The 19,732-nt window shown below is 69.8% G+C and carries 18 protein-coding genes, 2 tRNA genes and 1 pseudogene; 5 read left to right on the top strand and 16 right to left on the bottom strand.

Annotation, left to right across the window (positions count from 1 at the left end):
- Positions 1 to 106: 106 nt before the first annotated feature.
- Complete coding sequence (gene pknB / locus ACZ303_RS02410; protein WP_467334220.1) at positions 107 to 2,119, top strand: Stk1 family PASTA domain-containing Ser/Thr kinase; 2,013 nt, start codon at positions 107 to 109, stop codon at positions 2,117 to 2,119.
- Between the two features lie 83 nt (positions 2,120 to 2,202).
- Here pknB and ACZ303_RS02405 read toward each other — a convergent pair whose 3' ends face one another.
- The 6 genes and pseudogenes from ACZ303_RS02405 to ACZ303_RS02380 form a co-directional block, all read right to left on the bottom strand.
- Complete coding sequence (locus ACZ303_RS02405; protein WP_467334218.1) at positions 2,203 to 2,910, bottom strand: class E sortase; 708 nt, start codon at positions 2,908 to 2,910, stop codon at positions 2,203 to 2,205.
- A gap of 43 nt (positions 2,911 to 2,953) precedes the next feature.
- Positions 2,954 to 3,817 (bottom strand): annotated as a pseudogene (locus tag ACZ303_RS02400) (class E sortase); the annotation flags it as partial.
- Positions 3,781 to 4,419, bottom strand: coding sequence for an aminodeoxychorismate/anthranilate synthase component II (locus ACZ303_RS02395; protein ID WP_467334216.1), 639 nt, complete (start codon positions 4,417 to 4,419; stop codon positions 3,781 to 3,783). The gene ACZ303_RS02395 and the pseudogene ACZ303_RS02400, both read right to left, overlap by 37 nt.
- Entirely contained in the window at positions 4,416 to 4,592 is a 177-nt protein-coding gene (locus tag ACZ303_RS02390; protein WP_467334214.1) for a hypothetical protein, read from the bottom strand. Before ACZ303_RS02390 ends, ACZ303_RS02395 begins: the two co-directional genes overlap by 4 nt.
- Before the next feature lie 78 nt (positions 4,593 to 4,670).
- The gene (locus tag ACZ303_RS02385; RefSeq protein ID WP_467334212.1) at positions 4,671 to 5,372 is read right to left on the bottom strand and encodes a class E sortase; all 702 of its coding nucleotides are present in this window, start codon (positions 5,370 to 5,372) and stop codon (positions 4,671 to 4,673) included.
- A gap of 18 nt (positions 5,373 to 5,390) precedes the next feature.
- Positions 5,391 to 6,155 carry a DUF881 domain-containing protein gene (locus ACZ303_RS02380; RefSeq protein ID WP_467334210.1) on the bottom strand — a complete coding sequence of 255 codons (765 nt, stop codon included), beginning with the start codon at positions 6,153 to 6,155 and terminating at the stop codon, positions 5,391 to 5,393.
- A gap of 141 nt (positions 6,156 to 6,296) precedes the next feature.
- Here ACZ303_RS02380 and crgA point away from each other — a divergent pair, with 141 nt between their 5' ends.
- Positions 6,297 to 6,554, top strand: coding sequence for a cell division protein CrgA (gene crgA, locus ACZ303_RS02375; protein WP_467334208.1), 258 nt, complete (start codon positions 6,297 to 6,299; stop codon positions 6,552 to 6,554).
- Positions 6,555 to 6,861: 307 nt separating this feature from the next.
- Here crgA and ACZ303_RS02370 read toward each other — a convergent pair whose 3' ends face one another.
- Both ACZ303_RS02370 and ACZ303_RS02365 read right to left on the bottom strand, forming a co-directional pair.
- Positions 6,862 to 7,734, bottom strand: coding sequence for a rhomboid family intramembrane serine protease (locus ACZ303_RS02370; RefSeq protein WP_467334206.1), 873 nt, complete (start codon positions 7,732 to 7,734; stop codon positions 6,862 to 6,864).
- Positions 7,735 to 7,832: 98 nt separating this feature from the next.
- Positions 7,833 to 8,366: a peptidylprolyl isomerase gene (locus ACZ303_RS02365; RefSeq protein WP_467334204.1), complete on the bottom strand. Its 534-nt coding sequence runs from the start codon at positions 8,364 to 8,366 to the stop codon at positions 7,833 to 7,835.
- 270 nt (positions 8,367 to 8,636) lie between these two features.
- On the opposite strand from ACZ303_RS02365, the gene ACZ303_RS02360 reads away from it, so the two are divergent.
- Positions 8,637 to 9,299 (top strand): DUF5324 family protein, encoded by a 663-nt coding sequence (locus tag ACZ303_RS02360; RefSeq protein ID WP_467334202.1) that lies wholly within the window; start codon positions 8,637 to 8,639, stop codon positions 9,297 to 9,299.
- Between the two features lie 93 nt (positions 9,300 to 9,392).
- Here ACZ303_RS02360 and ACZ303_RS02355 read toward each other — a convergent pair.
- Positions 9,393 to 9,465, bottom strand: a tRNA-Ala gene (locus ACZ303_RS02355).
- Positions 9,466 to 9,583: 118 nt separating this feature from the next.
- Here ACZ303_RS02355 and ACZ303_RS02350 point away from each other — a divergent pair.
- Both ACZ303_RS02350 and ACZ303_RS02345 read left to right on the top strand, forming a co-directional pair.
- Positions 9,584 to 10,129, top strand: a complete 546-nt coding sequence (locus ACZ303_RS02350) for a helix-turn-helix domain-containing protein (protein ID WP_467334200.1) — start codon at positions 9,584 to 9,586, stop codon at positions 10,127 to 10,129.
- A 56-nt stretch (positions 10,130 to 10,185) separates the two neighbouring features.
- Positions 10,186 to 11,397 (top strand): serine/threonine-protein kinase, encoded by a 1,212-nt coding sequence (locus ACZ303_RS02345; RefSeq protein WP_467334198.1) that lies wholly within the window; start codon positions 10,186 to 10,188, stop codon positions 11,395 to 11,397.
- A gap of 108 nt (positions 11,398 to 11,505) precedes the next feature.
- On the opposite strand, the gene ACZ303_RS02340 is transcribed toward ACZ303_RS02345, so the two are convergent.
- The 7 genes from ACZ303_RS02340 to recF all read right to left on the bottom strand — a co-directional run bounded on the left by ACZ303_RS02340 (position 11,506) and on the right by recF (position 19,719).
- The gene (locus ACZ303_RS02340) at positions 11,506 to 11,640 is read right to left on the bottom strand and encodes a DLW-39 family protein (RefSeq protein ID WP_003958712.1); all 135 of its coding nucleotides are present in this window, start codon (positions 11,638 to 11,640) and stop codon (positions 11,506 to 11,508) included.
- Between the two features lie 181 nt (positions 11,641 to 11,821).
- Positions 11,822 to 11,895 (bottom strand) — tRNA-Ile (locus tag ACZ303_RS02335).
- Between the two features lie 71 nt (positions 11,896 to 11,966).
- Positions 11,967 to 12,851, bottom strand: a complete 885-nt coding sequence (locus ACZ303_RS02330; RefSeq protein ID WP_467334196.1) for a DUF3566 domain-containing protein — start codon at positions 12,849 to 12,851, stop codon at positions 11,967 to 11,969.
- A 3-nt stretch (positions 12,852 to 12,854) separates the two neighbouring features.
- A complete protein-coding gene (gyrA, locus tag ACZ303_RS02325; protein WP_467334194.1) occupies positions 12,855 to 15,485 on the bottom strand; it encodes a DNA gyrase subunit A in 2,631 nt (876 codons plus the stop codon).
- A gap of 51 nt (positions 15,486 to 15,536) precedes the next feature.
- Entirely contained in the window at positions 15,537 to 17,582 is a 2,046-nt protein-coding gene (gyrB, locus tag ACZ303_RS02320; protein ID WP_467334193.1) for a DNA topoisomerase (ATP-hydrolyzing) subunit B, read from the bottom strand.
- 473 nt (positions 17,583 to 18,055) lie between these two features.
- A complete protein-coding gene (locus ACZ303_RS02315; protein ID WP_467334191.1) occupies positions 18,056 to 18,598 on the bottom strand; it encodes a DciA family protein in 543 nt (180 codons plus the stop codon).
- Positions 18,595 to 19,719 (bottom strand): DNA replication/repair protein RecF, encoded by a 1,125-nt coding sequence (recF, locus tag ACZ303_RS02310; protein ID WP_467334189.1) that lies wholly within the window; start codon positions 19,717 to 19,719, stop codon positions 18,595 to 18,597. Before recF ends, ACZ303_RS02315 begins: the two co-directional genes overlap by 4 nt.
- Between the last annotated feature and the right edge of the window lie 13 nt (positions 19,720 to 19,732).

The raw sequence follows: 19,732 nt of genomic DNA, 5'->3' as shown, positions 1-19,732 counted from the left end.
GTGACCGTCGCAGCCGGAAGGCGTGCGGCGTGCCGGGTACGGTATGCCGGACAGCACACCGCCGGACCCACGCCGGTGCGGTCAGGAAAACGGAAGGGCTGGAGCTATGGAAGAGCCGCGTCGCCTCGGCGGCCGGTACGAGCTGGGCTCGGTGCTCGGCCGCGGTGGCATGGCCGAGGTCTACCTCGCACACGACACCCGGCTCGGCCGCACCGTCGCCGTGAAGACGCTGCGGGTGGATCTTGCCCGCGACCCGTCCTTCCAGGCCCGGTTCCGGCGTGAGGCCCAGTCCGCGGCCTCGCTCAACCACCCGTCGATCGTCGCCGTCTACGACACCGGCGAGGACTACGTGGACGGGGTCTCGATCCCGTACATCGTCATGGAGTACGTCGACGGCTCCACCCTGCGCGAGCTGCTGCACTCCGGCCGGAAACTGCTCCCCGAGCGGTCGCTGGAGATGACCATCGGCGTCCTCCAGGCGCTGGAGTACTCCCACCGCGCCGGCATCGTCCACCGCGACATCAAGCCGGCCAACGTCATGCTGACGCGCACCGGCCAGGTCAAGGTCATGGACTTCGGCATCGCCCGCGCGATGGGCGACTCCGGCATGACGATGACTCAGACCGCGGCCGTCATCGGCACCGCCCAGTACCTCTCCCCGGAGCAGGCCAAGGGCGAGCAGGTCGACGCGCGTTCCGACCTCTACTCCACCGGCTGCCTGCTGTACGAGCTGCTGACGGTCCGTCCGCCGTTCGTGGGCGACTCACCGGTGGCCGTCGCCTACCAGCACGTACGGGAAGAGCCGAACCCGCCGAGCATCCACGACCCCGAGATCACGCCGGAGATGGACGCCATCGTCCTCAAGGCGCTGACCAAGGACCCGGACTACCGCTATCAGTCCGCCGACGAGATGCGCGCCGACATCGAGGCGGCCCTGGAGGGCCAGCCGGTGGCGGCGACCCAGTCCATGGGCGTCGCCGGCTACGGCGAGGACCAGCCGACCGCCATGCTCCGCTCGCAGGACCACGGCGGCGGCCAGACGTCGATGCTGCCGCCCGTGCGCGACGACGACGGCGGCTACGGCGGTTACGACGACGGCAACGGCCGCAGGCGGGGCGGAGGCGGCAAGAAGAGCAACCTCTCGACCATCCTGCTGATCGTCGCGGGCATCTTGGTGCTCGTCGGCGCGATCTTCATCGGGAAGTCGCTCTTCAGCAGCAACAACAACAATTCCGAGGTGGGCGCGCCGAACCTGGTCGGCTCGACGCTGGCCGAGGCCAAGTCGCTGGGCGAGAACGTCGACCTCAAGGTCGCCAAGGCCGGCGACAAGCCCTGCGACCAGGACAAGGGCAAGGTCTGCGAGCAGGACCCCAAGTCCGGCACGCAGGTGAAGCGCGGCAGCGAGATCAAGGTCATGATCTCGTCGGGGGCGGAGAAGGTGACCGTCCCGGACGTCCTCCGCCTGTCGACCGAGGAAGCCACGTCGACCCTGGAGGCCAAGGGCTTCTCCGTCAACGTGAAGACGAAGGAGTCCGACAACACCCCCGGCGTCGTCCTCGACCAGAACCCCGGTGGCGGCAAGAAGGCCGCCAAGGGCTCCGAGGTCACGATCACGGTCGCCGAGGCCCAGCAGACCAAGCAGGTGCCGCTGGTGGTCGGCCAGTCCTTCGACGCGGCCAACAAGCAGCTGACCGACCTCGGCTTCAAGGTGCAGAAGCAGGAGGAGGAGTCGACCCAGCCCCCGGGCACGGTCACCAAGCAGAGCCCCGAGGGCAATACGGCGGCGAAGCCCGGCTCCACGGTCACCCTGACGGTCGCCAAGGCGGCCCAGAAGGTCGCCGTGCCGGCCCTGACCAACTCCAAGGTCAAGGACGCCAAGAAGACGCTGACGGACCTGGGTCTCAAGGTCGGCAACATCAACGGCCCCCAGGACGACAACGCCGTCATCGTCAGCACCAACCCGGCCGCCGGCACCCAGGTCGACAAGAACACCCCCGTCGACCTCTTCACCATCGCCGGCGCCCCCGGCGGTGACACCGGCGCCCCGGGCGGCACCGGAACGCCCGGCGGCGGCGACGGCGGTCTCTTCGGGGGCATGTTCGGCGGCCGGCACCACTGACCTCCCGTCAGCCGCTGACCGCCCATCAGCACCACGAAGGCCCGGCACCACCACCAGGGTGCCGGGCCTTCGCTGTGACCGCCCTAGCGCAGTTCCTGGGGCCTCGTACGCTCGCTGTCGACCTTCTCCGTGCGCTCCAGCTCCGCCCAGACGATGTAGCGGTAGTCGGAGGTGTAGACGGGCGTGCAGGTCGTCAGGGTCAGATAGCGGCCCGGCTTGGCTTTGCCCGACGCCTTGGGGACCTGGTCCAGCACGTCGACGTCGTACTTCGAGGTCTGCTTGAGCTCCGCGTAGACCTTGTAGACGTACCAGACGTCCCGCGTCTCGAAGACGACCGCGTCACCGGTCTTGATCTTGTCGATGTTGTGGAACCGCGCGCCGTGCCCGTCCCGGTGGGCGGCCAGGGTGAAGTTGCCCTGCTTCTCCCACGGCATCGCGGCCTTCGCCGGCGAGCGGTAGAAGCCCGCGACGCCCTCGTTGAGGACGTCGCTGCCGGTGCCGGCCTTGACCAGGACCTCGCCGTTGCGCATCGACGGTACGTGCAGGAAGCCGATGCCGTCCTTGGTGTCCAGCGCGCCCGGCGCCTTGGCCCAGTTGTCGCGCACGTGGTCGCTCTGGCGCGCGGCCTCGCGGTCGGCGAGCACGTTCGTCCACCACAGCGAGTAGACGACGAAGAGCGCCATCAGCACACCGGCGGTGATCAGCAGTTCGCCGACCACCCCGATCGTGGCGGCGAGCCGTCCTCGCGCGGGGCCCGGCCGTGGGTGCTCGTCGCCGTCGTTCCCTGACACCGCGTCGTACCCCGATTCGCTCTGCCGCCGCCCGGCGGCCCGTTCACTCGACGAGGGCGTCCGGCTTGCCCTTGCTCCGTGGCCGCTCGTCGACCATCTTGCCCCAGACGATCAGACGATACGTACTGGTGAATTCCGGAGTGCAGGTCGTGAGCGTGATGTAGCGGCCGGGCCGGGTGAAGCCCGAACCCGTCGGTACGGGCCTGATGACCGTGACATTCGCCGGCGAGGTCTGATCCAGCCGGGTGGTCATCTCATAGGTGTAGAAGGCGCTTCGCGTCTCCACCACGATCTTGTCACCGGGCTTCAGCCGGTTGACGTACCGGAACGGTTCGCCATGGGTGTTGCGGTGGGCGGCCAGGGCGAAGTTCCCCTCCTTGTCCCAGGGCATCGCCGTCTTCAGCGCGCCCTCGCCGTAGTGGCCGACCATCCCCCGGTCCAGGACCTTCTGCTTGCCGATGCCCTCGGCGATCGGCGCCTTCACGTCCAGCGAGGGGATGTAGAGGATCGCGAAGCCCTCGCCCGGCGAGAACGCGCCCGCGTCCCGGTCGACGCCCTCGTCCTTCTTCCAGGAGTCCCGCAGATGATCGGTGGTGCCGCCGGCCTGGAAGTGGGCGATCACGTTCGTCCAGTACAGCTGGTACGCGACGAAGAGCAGCATCAGCGCGCCGAGGGTGATGAACAGCTCGCCGACCGACCGGCACAGCAGCACGCCCACGCTGCCCCTGCGGGCCCGCCGGGCGGCCTTCCTGCGGGCCGCCCGGCCGCTGTCCGTCCGGGCGGGCGGGTCCGCCCCCCGGACCGCCCGCAGCACCATGGTCGCCTGGTCCTCGGGCGGCAGGGGCTGCGATACGACGCGGGGGCGCGAGGTCACGCCCCGGCCTTGCCCACCACCGGGGCGAGCCCCTCCGAGCGCTTCACGGCGGCCGTGTCACCGCAGGCCACCAGCCAGTTGGCGAGCATCCGGTGGCCCCATTCGGTGAGCACCGACTCGGGGTGGAACTGCACGCCCTCGACGGCCAGCTCGCGGTGGCGCAGGCCCATCGCGATGCCCGAGTCCGTCCAGGCGGTGATCTCCAGCTCCTCGGGCCAGCTCTCCCGCTCGACGGCGAGGGAGTGGTAGCGGGTGGCCGTGAAGGGCGAGGGCAGGCCCTCGAAGACGCCGAGACCCTCGTGGGTCACCAGCGACGTCTTGCCGTGCAGCAGCTCCGGGGCCCGGCCGACGACACCGCCGTACGCGACGGCCATCGACTGCATCCCCAGGCACACGCCGAACACCGGCACCCCGGTGGCCGCGCAGTGGCGCACCATGTCGATACACACGCCCGCCTGCTCGGGCGCGCCCGGACCGGGCGACAGCAGCACGCCGTCGAAGCCGTCCTGGGCGTGGCCCAGGTCGACCTCGTCATTGCGCCGCACCTCGCACTCGGCACCGAGCTGGTAGAGGTACTGGACGAGGTTGAAGACGAAGCTGTCGTAGTTGTCCACGACGAGGATGCGCGCGCTCATCGGTTGACCGCCATTCCGTTGTCGACCGTCACGTCGTTGAACGGCAGCAGCGGTTCCGCCCAGGGGAAGACGTACTGGAAGAGGACGTAGACGATCGCCAGCACGAGCACCAGCGAGGTCAGCGCCCGCACCCATGCGTTGCCCGGCAGATGCCGCCAGATCCAGCCGTACATGCTGTCCCTACTTGCCGATGACGTGGTCGAGAGTCGTTTTGCAGCACCAGACTAAGGGGCGCGCGCGGGCCCGGTGGGTCAGCCGGCCAAAGCCTTCGGCTTGCCGTCCGCGACGGCCCGGGTGGCGTCCAGATGCGCCCAGACGATCAGTCGGTGGCTGTGGCCCCACTCCGGGTCGCAGGTGGTGAGGGTCAGATAGCGGCCCGGTCCGCGGTAGCCGGACTTGGCCGGTACGGGGTCGATGACCCCTATGTCGTCGGGCAGGGTCCGGTACGGCTCGGAGTCGACGCGGTAGGTGAACCAGGTCGTGCCGTCCGTCAGGACGACGGGGTCGCCGGGGCGCAGCCGGGGGACGTCCTTGAAGGGGTCGCCGTAGGTGCGGCGGTGGCCGGCGACGGCGAAGTTGCCGGTCTCGCCGAGCCGCGCGGTCCGGTCGTAGTGGCCGAGGCCCTTCTTCAGCAGCTCGGTGCCGGTGCCCTGGAGTACGGGCTTGGCCCAGCCGGCGCCGAAGCGCGGGATGTACATGACCGCGAAGGGCCGGCCGTCGCGGTAGGGGCGGGTGGGGGCGGGCGCCGCCCGGTCGCCGCCGCGGGCGGGGGGAGCGTCCTGGGCGACGGGCCCGCTGGACCACTGTTCCTGGAGGCGGCCCAGCTCGCCGTCCATGGCGCTGTCCGCCCGTACGCCGGTCCAGTACAGGATGTAGACCACGAGGAGGACGAGCAGGGTGCCGACGGTGACGCACAGTTCGCTGAGTGTCCGGACGACGAGTCGCGCGCTCACCGGCGCTCCCCTCCTCGGTTACCCCGTGGGCTTCGCGTAGTGGAGATCCACTGTGCCCGAGTAACCGGGAAGAGTCACCGCGTCGTGCTGGTCGACTTTCCAGCCGAGCCCGTACGCGTTGACGTACTGGAGGTAGTTCTGGATCGCGGGGGAGCTGTCCAGGGCCTTGCGCAGCGCCCCGCGGTCGCCGACGGCGGTGACCTTGTAGGGCGGGGAGTAGACGCGGCCCTGGAGGATGAGGGTGTTGCCGACGCAGCGGACGGCGCTGGTGGAGATCAGCCGCTGGTCCATCACCTCGATCCCCTTGGCGCCGCCCTGCCACAGGGCGTTGACGACGGCCTGGAGGTCCTGCTGATGGATGACCAGGTCGTTGGGCTGGGGCTCGGGCACGCCGGGGATCTTGGCGGTGGCGTTGGGCGGTGCGTCGGTGAGGGTGACGGTCATCCCCGTCCCCTTGAGCTCCTTGGTGCCGGCGCCCGTCTCCAGGGCGGCCAGCTCGCGGTTCTCGGCGGCGGTGTTGCCGCTGTCGCGCCGGGCGAGGGCGTCGACCTGGGAGCGGGTGGCGCCGGCGCTCTCGTCCAGCTCGGCGTTCTTGCGGCTGCGTTCCTGGATGAGGTCGGACAGCCGCAGCATCGAGTCGTCGGTGCGGATGTCGGTGCCCTGAGCGGTGTTGAAGCTCATCCAGAAGATCAGGCCGGCGAGCGCGAAGACGCCGGCGGTCAGCAGACGTACCGGTCGGAATCGCCGGGAAGGCGTGCTGGTGGAGTCGGCAGAATTGCTCAACGTACCCTTATCCTCTCCGACGCCGCGGAAGCACTACGCTAACGGACGCCTGAGAGAAGGTGGCGTCCGTCGCCCCCGACTCGGCGGCCAGCCCTTGTAACCCCAGCGCGGTCACGCAGCGCATCGACAGGAGAGTTCCTCGTGCCGAAGTCACGGATCCGCAAGAAGGACGACTTCACGCCGCCGCCGGCGAAGCAGCAGCAGAGCATCAAGCTGACCAGCGGTCGCAGCTGGGTGGCGCCGCTGATGCTGGCGATGTTCCTCATCGGGCTGGCCTGGATCGTCGTCTTCTATGTGACCAGTGGCGATATGCCGGTGGAGTCGCTCCACAACTGGAACATCGTGGTCGGCTTCGGCTTCATCGCGGCGGGGTTCGTGGTCTCCACGCAGTGGAAGTAGGGCCGGTCGGCCCTCTCGCGCAAGCCCTCCGGGGAGCCTGCCGGGGAGTTATCCACACCCTCGTCCACAGTGGGGAAAACTCAGAAGATCTGTGGATAACTTCCCAGGCGTTGACGCCGGTGTGACTGATCACAAGCGCTGGGTAGCCCCGTACACAGGGCCGCTTCCAGCGGAAACGTAGCTCTGTGCGATCTCGGACAGCTGTTCCCCACAGCGTGCACAACATCCTGTACGCGCTGTGGACAACCGGTGGGGAACAGCCCGGTCCGGGCCGCTGTGAAGATCGGCGGCGGTGTGGCGCCGGGGCTCAGCCGCCGAGCTGGAGCGTGCGCGCGGCCACCGCCGCGACGATCACCAGCAGCGCCAGCCCGCAGGTGACCCGCTGCACCAGCGCGCGCTTCTCCCGGGGGGCGTGCACCAGCCCGTACGCGACGGCGGTGCCCACCACGAGCCCGCCGATGTGCGCCTGCCAGGCGATGTTGTGCCACGTGAAGGTGAAGATCAGATTGAGTACGAGCAGCGCGACGACCGGGCGCATGTCGTAGTTGAGCCGGCGCATCAGCACCGCCGTCGCGCCCAGCAGGCCGAAGATCGCACCGGAGGCGCCCAGCGAGGGCTGGTGGGGGTCGGCGACGACGAAGGTCAGCGCGCTGCCGCCGAGGCCGGACAGCAGATAGAGCGCGATGAAGCGGACGCGGCCCAGCGCCGCCTCCAGCGGAGGACCGAGCCACCACAGCGAGAGCATGTTGAAGGCGATGTGCATCGGCGCCTGATGCAGGAACATCGCCGTCAGCAGGCGGTACGGCTGGCCCTCCGCGACGCCTTGCAACCGGCCGTCGAGGAATGCCCGGCCGAAGAGCTCCAGGTCGTCGAGCACCTGGTCGCCCACGGCCATCACCGCGATCCACAGGGCCACGTTCAGCCCGAGGAGGATCTTGGTCACCAGGCGTGGGTCCGCCGTGTGGGCGCCGCCCGCGATCGTGCGGGGTGCGATGTCGCGCGGGGCGGCGGCCGGGCCGGCGGCATGGGCGTCCGTACGGCCGCCCGCGCAGTCCGGGCACTGGAAACCCACGGACGCGCTGACCATGCAGTCCGGACAGATCGGCCGCTCACAGCGGGTGCAGCGGATGCCTGTCTCCCGGTCCGGGTGCCGGTAGCAGCCGACGGCCTGGTCGTTCATGCGTTCCCCTCGCGCTGTCACGGGCGGGCCTGTTGCGACGCACGGCCCCGCCCGTCATACGGACGGGCGGGGCACCGGGTTCCCGTGCGGGAGGCCGGTCAGCCCTTGCGGGACTCGACCACGACCGACTCGATGACGACGTCGTTCACCGGGCGGTCGGTGCGCGGATTGGTGTCCGCGGTGGCGATCGCGTCCACGACCTTCTTGCCGGCGTCGCTCGCGACCTCGCCGAAGATGGTGTGCTTGCCGGTCAGCCAGGCGGTGGGCGAGACGGTGATGAAGAACTGCGAGCCGTTGGTGCCCGGTCCGGCGTTGGCCATGGCCAGCAGGTACGGCTTGGTGAAGGCCAGGTCCGGGTGGAACTCGTCGGCGAACTTGTAGCCGGGACCGCCGGTGCCGTTCCCGAGCGGGTCGCCGCCCTGGATCATGAAGCCCTCGATGACGCGGTGGAAGACCGTACCGTCGTACAGCTTGTCCGTCGTCTTGGCTCCCGTCTCCGGGTTGACCCACTCACGCTCGCCCTTGGCGAGCTCGACGAAGTTCCGCACCGTCTTGGGGGCGTGGTCCGGCAGGAGCCGGATCTCGATGTCGCCCTGGTTGGTCTTCAGGGTGGCGTAGAGCTGCTCGGCCACGGTCTACCTTCCATAGTCTCCACTGACGGCTACCGATCCTCGCACGGACCGCTTCGCGGCGAGTAGCGGGCAAACACCCGCGCGCCGCGCGGAATCGTGGCATTGTCGACCGAAGCTCCCGGAAGAACTCACCGAAGCCGTCCACGGCTCCCCACAAGCTCTCCGATGACCCGGATGCCCGCTCACACATGCCGGACCGCCCAACGGCAGGCATGATTTCTCACTGGGTGGAAAGGCGACAAAAGACACGCCACCGAGGAGGAGGTTCTCGTGACCCGCAAGGACAGCGTGCGCGCCGCGACATGCACGGCGAAGGACAGCGTGCGGCACGCCGCGGAAGTGGTGGCGCCCTACGCCGGCACGGCCAAGGACGCCGCCGTGCACTTCGCGCACGAAACCCGTACCCAGCTCGCCCCCAAGGTCTCGACCGCGGCCCGGCACGCCCGCCACACCGCCGGCGAGCAGTACCACGCGCATCTCGCCCCCCGGCTCGAGCACGTCCGCGGCTCCCTGCCGCCCAAGGTCGACCAGGCCGCCGCCAAGGCCCGCGCCGTCGCCGAGCCCGTGCGTGAGGAGGCCGTCGCCCGGTCCGCCGCGGCGCTGGCCGCCCTGCGCGGCCAGGTCTCGGCCGCCGACATCGAGAAGCTGGTGCGGCGCCGCGACCGCAGGGGCCGCGCCGGGCGCGCGGCGAAGCGGTTCGCGCTGCTCGGGCTGCTGGCCGGAGGCGCGTACGCCGCCTGGAAGTGGTGGGACAAGCAGGCCAACCCCGACTGGCTCGTCGAGCCGCCGGCCCCCACCGAGGTCGCCGACCGCGCACCGCTGACCTCGGTGGACGGCAGCTCGGAAGCCTCCCTCGACCCCGAGGTCCAGGCCAAGCAGGATCTTGAGGACCGGGTGGAGGACGACATCGAGGAGCGCGGCGACCAGCGCTGACGTGCTGCTCCGACCTGCGCCGATCCGCTCTTGAGGCGGAAAAAGCCGCGAGGCGGGAGACCCGGTGGTCTCCCGCCTCGCGGCTTGTCGCTGTGGAGCCTAGGAGAGTCGAACTCCTGACATCCGCCATGCAAAGACGGCGCTCTACCAACTGAGCTAAGGCCCCTTCGCCGATCAGGATACCCGGTGCCGGCGCTCTTTCCCGACCGGGTATCGCCGGGGCCCAGCACTCTCCGTAGGATGCACCGCAAGATTCGCGGCAGCGAAGCGAAGGGGAGAGCGAGATGGACGCAGCACAGCAGGAAGCCACCGCCCGCGCACGGGAGCTCCAGCGGAGCTGGTACGGGGAGCCCTTGGGGGCGCTCTTCCGCCGTCTCATCGACGATCTCGGTCTCAACCAGGCCCGTCTCGCCTCCGTCCTGGGGCTGTCCGCGCCCATGCTCTCCCAGCTGATGAGCGGTCAGCGGGCGAAGATCGGCAATCCCGCGGTGGTGCAGCGCGTACAGGCCCTCCAGGAGCTCTCCAGCCAGGTCGCCGACGGCAGCGTGAGCGCCGCCGAAGCGGCGGACCGCATGGAGGAGGTCAAGAAGAGCTCGGGCGGCTCGGTCCTCAACTCCACCCAGACCACCGCCAGCAGCGGTGCGCCGACCGTACGGCGGGTGGTGCGCGAGATCCAGTCGCTGCTGCGCTCGGTGGCGGGCGCCGGCGACATCATCGACGCCGCCAAGGTCCTCGCCCCCACCCACCCCGAACTGGCCGAATTCCTGCGGGTGTACGGCGCCGGGCGGACCGCCGAGGCGGTCGCGCACTACGAGGCGCACCAGAGCTGATGTGACCGTGCCGGACCGGTGCCGGGAACGGCTGATACGGGGGCGACGCGGACGCGATGGGTGAGGTCTTCGCCGGGCGGTACGAGCTGGTGGACCCGATCGGGCGCGGCGGGGTGGGTGCCGTCTGGCGGGCCTGGGACCGGCGCCGGCGGCGCTATGTGGCCGCGAAGGTCCTCCAGCAGAGCGACGCCCACACACTGCTGAGATTCGTCCGCGAGCAGGGGCTGCGGATCGACCACCCCCATGTGCTGGCGCCCATGAGCTGGGCCGCGGACGACGACAAGGTGCTGTTCACCATGGACGTGGTGCGCGGTGGCTCGCTCGCCCATCTCATCGGCGACTACGGGCCCTTACCGCCGCATTACGTATGTGTACTGCTCGACCAGCTGCTGTCGGGGCTCACGGCGGTGCACGCGGAGGGCGTCGTGCACCGGGACATCAAACCGGCCAACGTCCTTCTGGAAGCGACGGGGAAGGGCCGCCCCCACTTGCGGCTGTCCGATTTCGGGATCGCCATGCGCAAAGGCGAGCCGCGGCTGACGGACACCAACTATGTGATGGGCACGCCCGGTTACTTCGCGCCGGAGCAAATGCTCGGGGACGAACCCGACTTCCCGGCGGATCTCTTCGCCGTGGGTCTGATGGCCCTGTACCTCCTCACGGGCGCCAAACCCGACGCCGAGGCTCTGGTACGGCGTTTTCTGGAAAAGGGCACACCGAACGCGCCGGAAGAGGTGCCCGAGCCGCTCTGGCAGATGATCGCGGGCCTCCTGCAGCCCGATCCGGGCATGCGCTTCCGTACGGCCACGGGTGCGCGAAAGGCCCTGGCGGCGGCCGTGGAGCTGATGGACGACCCCGGCCCGGACGAGGAGCCGATCGAGGTCTTCGACCATCTGGGGCCCCTGCCCCCGGGCTTCGGCCCCGACGGGCCCGAGCCACTGGCCGCGGATGCGGAAGGCGTACCGGAATCCATACCGCCGCCCTGGACGGCGCCGACGCCCCGGTCGGCGCCTTCGTTCCCACCCGCGCCCGGGAGCGCCCCACCGACGCCCACGACGCCTCCTGTGCCCGCCTATCCGCCCACGCGCCCGTACACCGCGGCGCGCTCGCTCGGCGAGCCCTCACCCCCGTCCGGCGCGTGGAGCGGGCCCCCCGTCGCGAGTGGACCGCGCCGCCGGCCGGGGCCACCCGCGAAAGTGGCGATTCCGGTGCTGCTGGTGGCGCTGATCTGCCTGGCGGTCGGCGTCTGGGCGCTCTCCGCCAGCTGATTCACCTTTGCAATCATTTTATTTGCAGGAGTGAATAGCGATCGTCCGGAAACACGACAGAGCCCCGGCCGCGTCGGCGGCCGGGGCTCTGCTTCAGGACTCGTTGTCTCACACACCCGAACCTGCGGGCACGGAGTCGGTCGCCTCCGTCCACAGATCCTGCTCGGCGCGATCCGCCTGGATCTGGCGGTACACGAGGAGCCCGCCGATGGCGGCCAGTGCGACCAGGAGGAGCTTCTTCACCGCGCGACCTCGTCTTTCCTTGACGTAAGGGGACCTCTGGTGGCCGATGATACACACCGGCCGATACCGATCGGTGACCTGGCGGCGCCCACTTCCCGCGCCCTGCCCCGGCCTCAACTCCCCCTCCAGGAAAAACAGATCGGCCCGGACGGAGAATTCTCCGTCCGGGCCGATCCGGCGGTGGGGCTAACAGGACTTGAACCTGTGGCCTCTTCCTTATCAGGGAAGCGCTCTAACCGTCTGAGCTATAGCCCCGCGCGACACCGAAAGATTAGCGCACTCGGGGCCCAGTCCCAAAATCGCCCGGGCCCCGGTGCCCGAGGACGCTATTCGTCCTCGGCGAGAGTCAGCTCCACTCCGCCCACGAAACCGGCGGAGAGGTTGTAGACGAACGCCCCGAGCGTCGCCAGCGCGGTCGCCAGCACCACGTCGATCACGGCGATGATCGAAGTGATCAGCAGGACGTTCGGCAGCGACAGGAACGACTCCAGGTCGAAGCCGCCGCCCTCGCTGGAGCCCGTGGCGTCGCTGACCGTGCCGCCGACGGCCGAGAAGACGCCCATGGCGTCCATGACCGTCCACAGCACCGCAGCCGCCACGATCGTGCACACGCCCAGCGCGATCGACAGCAGGAAGCTGACCTTCATCACCGACCACGGGTCGGCCTTGGCCACCCGCAGCCGCGCCTTGCGCGTCCGCGGGGCCGGGCGGGCCGCCACGGGGCTCGGCGGCGCCTGGCGCTCCTCGGGCCGCCGGGCGGCCGGCAGGCTCGCCGTGGCGCCCTGAGCGCCCTCCGGGGCCCCCGTGGCGGCCTTGGCGGCCGCCTTCTGGGCCTTCCCGGTTGGCGCGGGCTTCTCGGCCCGCACCGCCTTGCCGGCCTGCTTCCCGGCCGGCTCCGCACCGTCGGCGGCCGGCCGCGCCTCATCGGCGGTCTCGGTCTTCTCTCCGGGAGCCTTCGGCGCCGCCTTGGCGGCCTTCGGGCTCTTGGAGTCTGTGGAACCGGAACCCGAAGCGGAACCCTCCGCCGGCGGCACGTACGCCTGCGGCGGGTGGTAGGGCTTCGGGTCTCGGGTGTCCGTCACGGTCCCCCCTTGGGAGTCTGCGCCGTCGGCGGCAGAGCCACGGGTACCGGCCTTATCGGTGGCAGGGCCCGCGGTGCTGCGCCGCTTGGCACCCGCACCGCTTGCCGCGGCGCCCGTGGCTCGACTCACGACTTACTCCTCGGTGTCCTCGGCCGGGGGCGCTGCGCCCTCGGCCGCCTGAGGCCCGTCTTCCGCTGCTGCGTCGGCCAACTCCTCGACCTCTTCAGCCTCGCGACCGGCCTCGGCATTCCGTGCGATGCCCACGACGGCATCGCGCTTGCCCAAGTTGATCAGCTGGACGCCCATGGTGTCACGGCCCGTCTCCCTGACCTCGTTGACCCGGGTACGGATCACACCGCCGCCCAGCGTGATGGCGAGGATCTCATCCGTCTCCTCGACCACCAGCGCGCCGACCAGCGAGCCACGATCCTCCACGATCTTGGCCGCCTTGATACCGAGGCCACCTCGGCCCTGGACGCGGTATTCGTCGACATTGGTCCGCTTCGCGTACCCGCCGTCGGTGGCGGTGAAGACGAACGTACCCGCCCGGACGACATTCATCGAGAGCAGCTCGTCGCCCTCGCGGAAGCTCATGCCCTTGACGCCCGAGGTGGCGCGGCCCATGGGGCGCAGCGCTTCGTCCGTCGCGGTGAACCGGATCGACTGCGCCTTCTTGCTGACCAGCAGCAGGTCGTCCTCGGCGGAGACCAGCTCGGCGCCGATCAGCTCGTCCTCGGCGCCGCTGTCGGTCTCCCGGAGGTTGATCGCGATGACACCGCCGGAGCGCGGCGAGTCGTAGTCCTTCAGCGAAGTCTTCTTCACCAGACCCGACTTGGTGGCGAGCACCAGATAGGGTGCCGCCTCGTAGTCGCGGATGGCGAGGATCTGGGCGATCTTCTCATCCGGCTGGAAGGCCAGCAGGTTGGCCACGTGCTGGCCGCGGGCGTCCCGGCCGGCGTCCGGCAGCTCGTACGCCTTGGCGCGGTAGACCCGGCCCTTGTTGGTGAAGAACAGCAGCCAGTGGTGCGTGGTGGAGACGAAGAAGTGGTCGACGATGTCGTCCTGCTTGAGCTTCGTGCCCCGCACGCCCTTGCCGCCGCGCTTCTGCGAGCGGTAGTCCTCGGTCTTGGTGCGCTTGACGTAGCCACCGTTGGTGATGGTGACGACGATGTCCTCTTCGGCGATGAGGTCCTCGATGGACATGTCACCGTCGAAGGGGACCAGCTTGGAGCGCCGGTCGTCGCCGAACTTCTCGACGATGGCTGTCAGTTCCTCGCTGATGATCATCCGCTGCCGCTCGGGCGAGGCGAGGATCGCGTTGTACTCGTTGATCTTCGCCTGGAGCTCGTCGTGCTCCGCGGTGATCTTCTGGTGCTCCAGGGCCGCCAGGCGGCGCAGCTGCATCTCCAGGATCGCGTTCGCCTGGATCTCGTCGATCTCCAGGAGGCCCATCAGGCCCTCGCGCGCGATGTCGACCGTGTCGCTGCGCCGGATCAGCGCGATGACCTCGTCGATCGCGTTGAGCGCCTTGAGCAGGCCGCGCAGGATGTGCGCGCGCTCCTCGGCCTTGCGCAGCCGGAAGCGGGTGCGCCGGACGATGACCTCGACCTGGTGGATGACCCAGTTGCGGATGAAGGCGTCGATCGAGAGGGTGCGCGGCACCCCGTCGACGAGCGCCAGCATGTTCGCGCCGAAGTTCGTCTGGAGGTCGGTGTGCTTGTAGAGGTTGTTCAGCACGACCTTGGCGACCGCGTCGCGCTTGAGCACGACGACCAGGCGCTGGCCGGTGCGCGAGGAGGTCTCGTCGCGGACGTCGGCGATGCCGCCGATCTTGCCGTCCTTCACCAGGTCGGCGATCTTCTGCGCGAGGTTGTCCGGGTTGACCTGGTAGGGCAGCTCGGTGACCACCAGGCACTGGCGGCCCTGGATCTCCTCGACCTCGACCACCGCGCGCATGGTGATCGAACCGCGGCCGGTGCGGTAGGCCTCCTCGATGCCCTTGCGGCCCACCACGAGGGCGCCGGTCGGGAAGTCGGGGCCCTTGATGCGCTCCATGAGCGCGTCGAGGAGCTCCTCGGGGGTCGCCTCGGGGTTGGCCAGGTACCACTGGGCGCCCTCGGCGACCTCGCGCAGGTTGTGCGGCGGGATGTTGGTGGCCATGCCGACCGCGATGCCCGCCGAACCGTTGATCAGCAGGTTCGGGAAGCGGGCCGGCAGGACCGTCGGCTCCTGGTTGCGGCCGTCGTAGTTGTCCTGGAAGTCGACGGTCTCCTCGTCGATGTCCCGGAGCATCTCCATCGACAGCGGCATCATCTTGCACTCGGTGTACCGCATGGCGGCGGCCGGGTCGTTGCCCGGGGAACCGAAGTTGCCGTTGGAGTCGACGAGCGGCATGCGCATCGACCAGTGCTGGGCGAGGCGCACCAGCGCGTCGTAGATCGAGGAGTCGCCGTGCGGGTGGTACGTACCCATGACGTCACCGACGACGCGGGCGCACTTGTAGAAGCCCTTCTCGGGCCGGTAGCCGCCGTCGTACATCGCGTAGAGCACGCGGCGGTGCACGGGCTTGAGCCCGTCCCGCACGTCGGGCAGCGCGCGCGAGACGATGACGCTCATCGCGTAGTCGAGGTACGAGCGCTGCATCTCCGTCTCGAGCCCCACGGGCTCGACGCGCATGCCGACGCCCTCCAGGGGCGCGGGAGCGCCCTCGGGCGTCACCTCGGGGATCGGGGCGGTGGGAGTCTCGGGAGTCTCGTCGGCCATTGCTGTTCAAAGTCCTTTCGCGCTGCGGCTGTTTGTCGTGGGCCGACAGGCTCAGATGTCGAGGAAGCGGACGTCCTTGGCGTTGCGCTGGATGAAGGAGCGCCGTGCCTCGACGTCCTCGCCCATGAGCACCGAGAACAGGTCGTCCGCCTGCGCGGCGTCGTCCAGGGTGACCTGGCCCAGCACGCGGTGGTCGACGTCCATGGTGGTGATGCGCAGCTCCTCGGCGTTCATCTCACCGAGACCCTTGAAGCGCTGGACCGAGTCGTCCCTGATCCGCTTGCCGTTCTCGCGGCCGAGCGCGATCAGAGCGTCGCGCTCGCGGTCGGAGTAGGCGTACTCGAAGTCGTCCCGGCCCCACTTGATCTTGTACAGCGGGGGGCGGGAGAGGTAGACGTGCCCGGCCTCGACCAGCGGCCGCATAAAGCGGAAGAGGAAGGTGAGCAGCAGGGTGTTGATGTGCTGACCGTCGACGTCGGCGTCCGCCATCAGGATGATCTTGTGATAGCGGAGCTTCGCGATGTCGAAGTCCTCGTGCACACCGGTGCCGAAGGCGGAGATCAGCGCCTGGACCTCGGTGTTCTGGAGGATCTTGTCGATCCGCGCCTTCTCGACGTTGAGGATCTTGCCTCGGATCGGGAGGATCGCCTGGTACTGCGGGTTGCGGCCGGACTTGGCCGAGCCGCCGGCGGAGTCACCCTCGACGATGAAGATCTCGCACTTCGTCGGGTCGTTGGACTGGCAGTCGCTGAGCTTGCCCGGCAGCGACGCCGACTCCAGCAGGCCCTTGCGGCGGGTCAGGTCGCGGGCCTTGCGGGCCGCCACGCGGGCCGTCGCCGCCTGGATGGACTTGCGGATGATGTCCGCGGCCTCGTTGGGGTTGCGGTCCAGCCAGTCCGTGAGGTGCTCGTGGACCACCTTCTGGACGAAGGTCTTGGCCTCGGTGTTGCCGAGCTTGGTCTTCGTCTGGCCCTCGAACTGCGGCTCGCCGAGCTTGATAGAGATGATCGCGGTCAGACCCTCGCGGATGTCCTCACCCGCGAGGTTGTCGTCCTTCTCGCGGAGCAGCTTCTTGTCGCGGGCGTAACGGTTGATCAGACCGGTCAGCGCGGCGCGGAAGCCCTCTTCGTGCGTACCGCCCTCGTGGGTGTGGATGGTGTTCGCGAAGCTGTACACGCCCTCGCTGTACTGGCTGTTCCACTGCATCGCGATCTCGACCGAGAGCATGCGCTCCTTGTCCTCGGCCTCGATGTCGATGACGGTCGGGTGGATCAGCTCGCCCTTGCGCGAGTTGAGGTACGTCACGAAGTCGACGATGCCGCCTTCGTAGTGGTACTCCACCGTCAGCGGCTTGCCCTCCTCGTCGACATGGTCGGCGCGGAGGTCCGTCAGCGAGATGCGCAGGCCCTTGTTGAGGAAGGCCATCTCCTGGAAGCGCCGCGAGAGCGTCTCGAAGGAGTACTCGGTGGTCTCGAAGATGTCGCCGTCGGCCCAGAAGGTGACGGAGGTGCCCGACTCGTCGGTCGCCTCGTTCTTCTGGAGCGGGGCGGTCGGGACACCGAGCTTGTAGTCCTGCGTCCAGCGGTAGCCGTCGGTCTTGACCTCGACGGCGACGCGCGTCGACAGGGCGTTGACGACGGAAACGCCGACGCCGTGCAGACCACCGGAGACCGCGTAGCCGCCGCCGCCGAACTTGCCGCCCGCGTGCAGCACGGTCAGCACGACCTCGACGGCCGGCTTCCCCTCGGAGGGGACGATGCCCACCGGGATGCCGCGGCCGTTGTCCACGACGCGCACACCGCCGTCGGGCAGGATCGTCACGTCGATGGTGTCCGCGTGACCGGCCATGGCCTCATCGACGGAGTTGTCGACGACCTCTTGCACGAGGTGGTGCAGACCACGCTCACCGGTCGAGCCGATGTACATACCGGGCCGCTTGCGGACCGCGTCCAGCCCCTCCAGGACGGTGATCGCGCTGGCGTCGTACGACGTCTCACCTGCGGAGGAGCCGGTGGCGGTCACCTCCTTCTCGGAGGGGTCGTTCTTCTCGTTGGGGTTGCCGGAATCGGCCACGAAGCGCCCTTTCTGGCACAGCACAGGCCCTCCCCTGCCTACGGCGGGGAGACCCCACCCGGGTCAGGCAGGAGCGGCTGCGTCGTTCTGCGTTGGTCGGCGTGTCCCGCAAGCGGCGGGATTGCCACCAGTCTACCGGTAGCACTGACATGAATGGGGGTTTGCCGGTACCTGAGTCCTCACGTGCCGCCCTGAACCGGCATCAGCCGACTCCCTATATGTGGACCCGGGCTCCGAGAGGCTCACAGCGGCACTCAGCGCTTCTGGCTGTCAACGGCCCGCAACCGTGAGCGGGGTACCGGGCCGACGGCGTCGCGGAGCCGCGTGAGCCCCGGGCGCGCCGCACGGGCGCGCGCGCTTCCGCGGGGAGCTCGCGCGCTCATCGGACGGCTTCGCGCGCATCGCATCGTTCACCGATCCGTCACGGGACCTTCGCGTCCGTTACGAGACCTTCGCGGCCTTTGCGGGGGATGACGGAGCCGGCGCCGAGCGCCGTGTCACCCGTACGTGTCGCCGGGTCCCGTGGAGCCGGGCGCGCGCAGCGGGCCGTACCGGCGGGCGGGGCCGCCCGGCCCCAGCACCTTGATCAGCTTGACCGTGCCCTGGCCCAGATCGGCGTTCAGCCGCGCCACCAGCTGGGGCGCCAGCAGCCGCAACTGCGTCGCCCAGGCCGTCGAGTCGCACTGCACGGTCAGCACCCGCGCGTCCTCGTCGTACTTCTGCGGCTCGCAGTGCAGGGCGACCTCCGGCCCCACCATCTGCGGCCAGCGGCCCATCACCCCGCCCACCGCCGCGGGCGTCTCCCAGCCGCGCTCGGTGATCAGCCGGTTGATCGCCGCACCCAGCGGCAGGGGATCGCGTCCGTCCGCTCGCGCGCCGGAGCGCAGACCGCCGCGGCGCGCCTGCTTCTTCTGCTGCGCGGCGTTCCCTCGCGCCCGCGCCTGCTCCTTCGCGGCGCGCAGCGCCACCCTCGCCAGGTCCACCCCGGAGGGCTCGGGCGTCTTGGCGGCCTCGGGCCGCTTCTCGGGCACGTCGTTCATACGCGCTCCACCACGCCTTCCGAGACCGCGTACCGCGCCCCCACCAGGACATCCGGCACATCGTCGTCGACGGCGGCCGTCACCAGCACCTGCTCACCCGGCGCGACCAGCTCCGCCAGCCGCTCCCGGCGCCGGGCGTCCAGCTCCGCGAAGACGTCGTCCAGCACGAGGACCGGCTCATTGCCCTCGGAGCGCAGCAGCTCGTACGAGGCCAGGCGCAGCGCCAGCGCGTACGACCAGGACTCGCCGTGGCTCGCGTAGCCCTTGGCGGGCAGCCGGCCGAGCTTGAGCAGCAGCTCGTCGCGGTGCGGGCCGACCAGCGTCACACCGCGCTCGATCTCCTGCTTGCGCGCCTCCGCGAGCGCCGTGAGCAGGGCCTCGTACAGCTCCTCGCGGGTGTGGGCGCCCTCGATGGCGTCCGGGCCGCGGTAGTCGAACGCGACCGGGCCGCCGCCGGGCGCCAGCTGCTCGTACGCCTTGTCGGCCAGCGGCCGCAGCGTGGCGATCAGGTCGAGCCGCTGCGCCAGCAGCTCGGCGCCGACGCGGGCCAGGTGCTGGTCCCAGATGTCCAGGGTGGACAGGTCCAGCCCGCGCCCGCCGTGGCGGCGGGCCATGGCCGCGCTCTTGAGCAGGGTGTTGCGCTGCTTGAGTACGCGGTCGTAGTCGGAGCGCACACCGGCTATCCGGGGGGAGCGGGCGGTGATCAGCTCGTCCAGGAAGCGGCGGCGTTCACCGGGGTCACCCTTGACCAGCGCCAGGTCCTCGGGCGCGAAGAGGACCGTACGGACGATGCCGAGCACGTCACGCGGCTTGACCTGCGAGGAACGGTTGATCCGGGCGCGGTTGGCCTTGCCGGGGTTGAGCTCCAGCTCTATCAGCTGCCGGCGCTCGCCCTGGACGACGGCCGCACGGATGATCGCGCGGTCGGCGCCCATCCGCACCAGCGGCGCGTCGGAGGAGACCCGGTGGCTGCCGAGCGTGGCCAGATAGCCGACCGCCTCGACGAGGTTGGTCTTCCCCTGGCCGTTGGGCCCCACGAAGGCCGTGACGCCCGGGTCGAGCGGGACCTCGACCCGGGCGTACGAGCGGAAGTCGGCCAGCGACAAATGCGATACGTGCATGGGGGCGCGCCGA

It is taken from the genome of Streptomyces sp. NPDC023527 (assembly GCF_055560115.1).
Note: the sequence above shows the minus strand (reverse complement) of the source record. Positions and strands in the feature narration are given on the sequence as shown.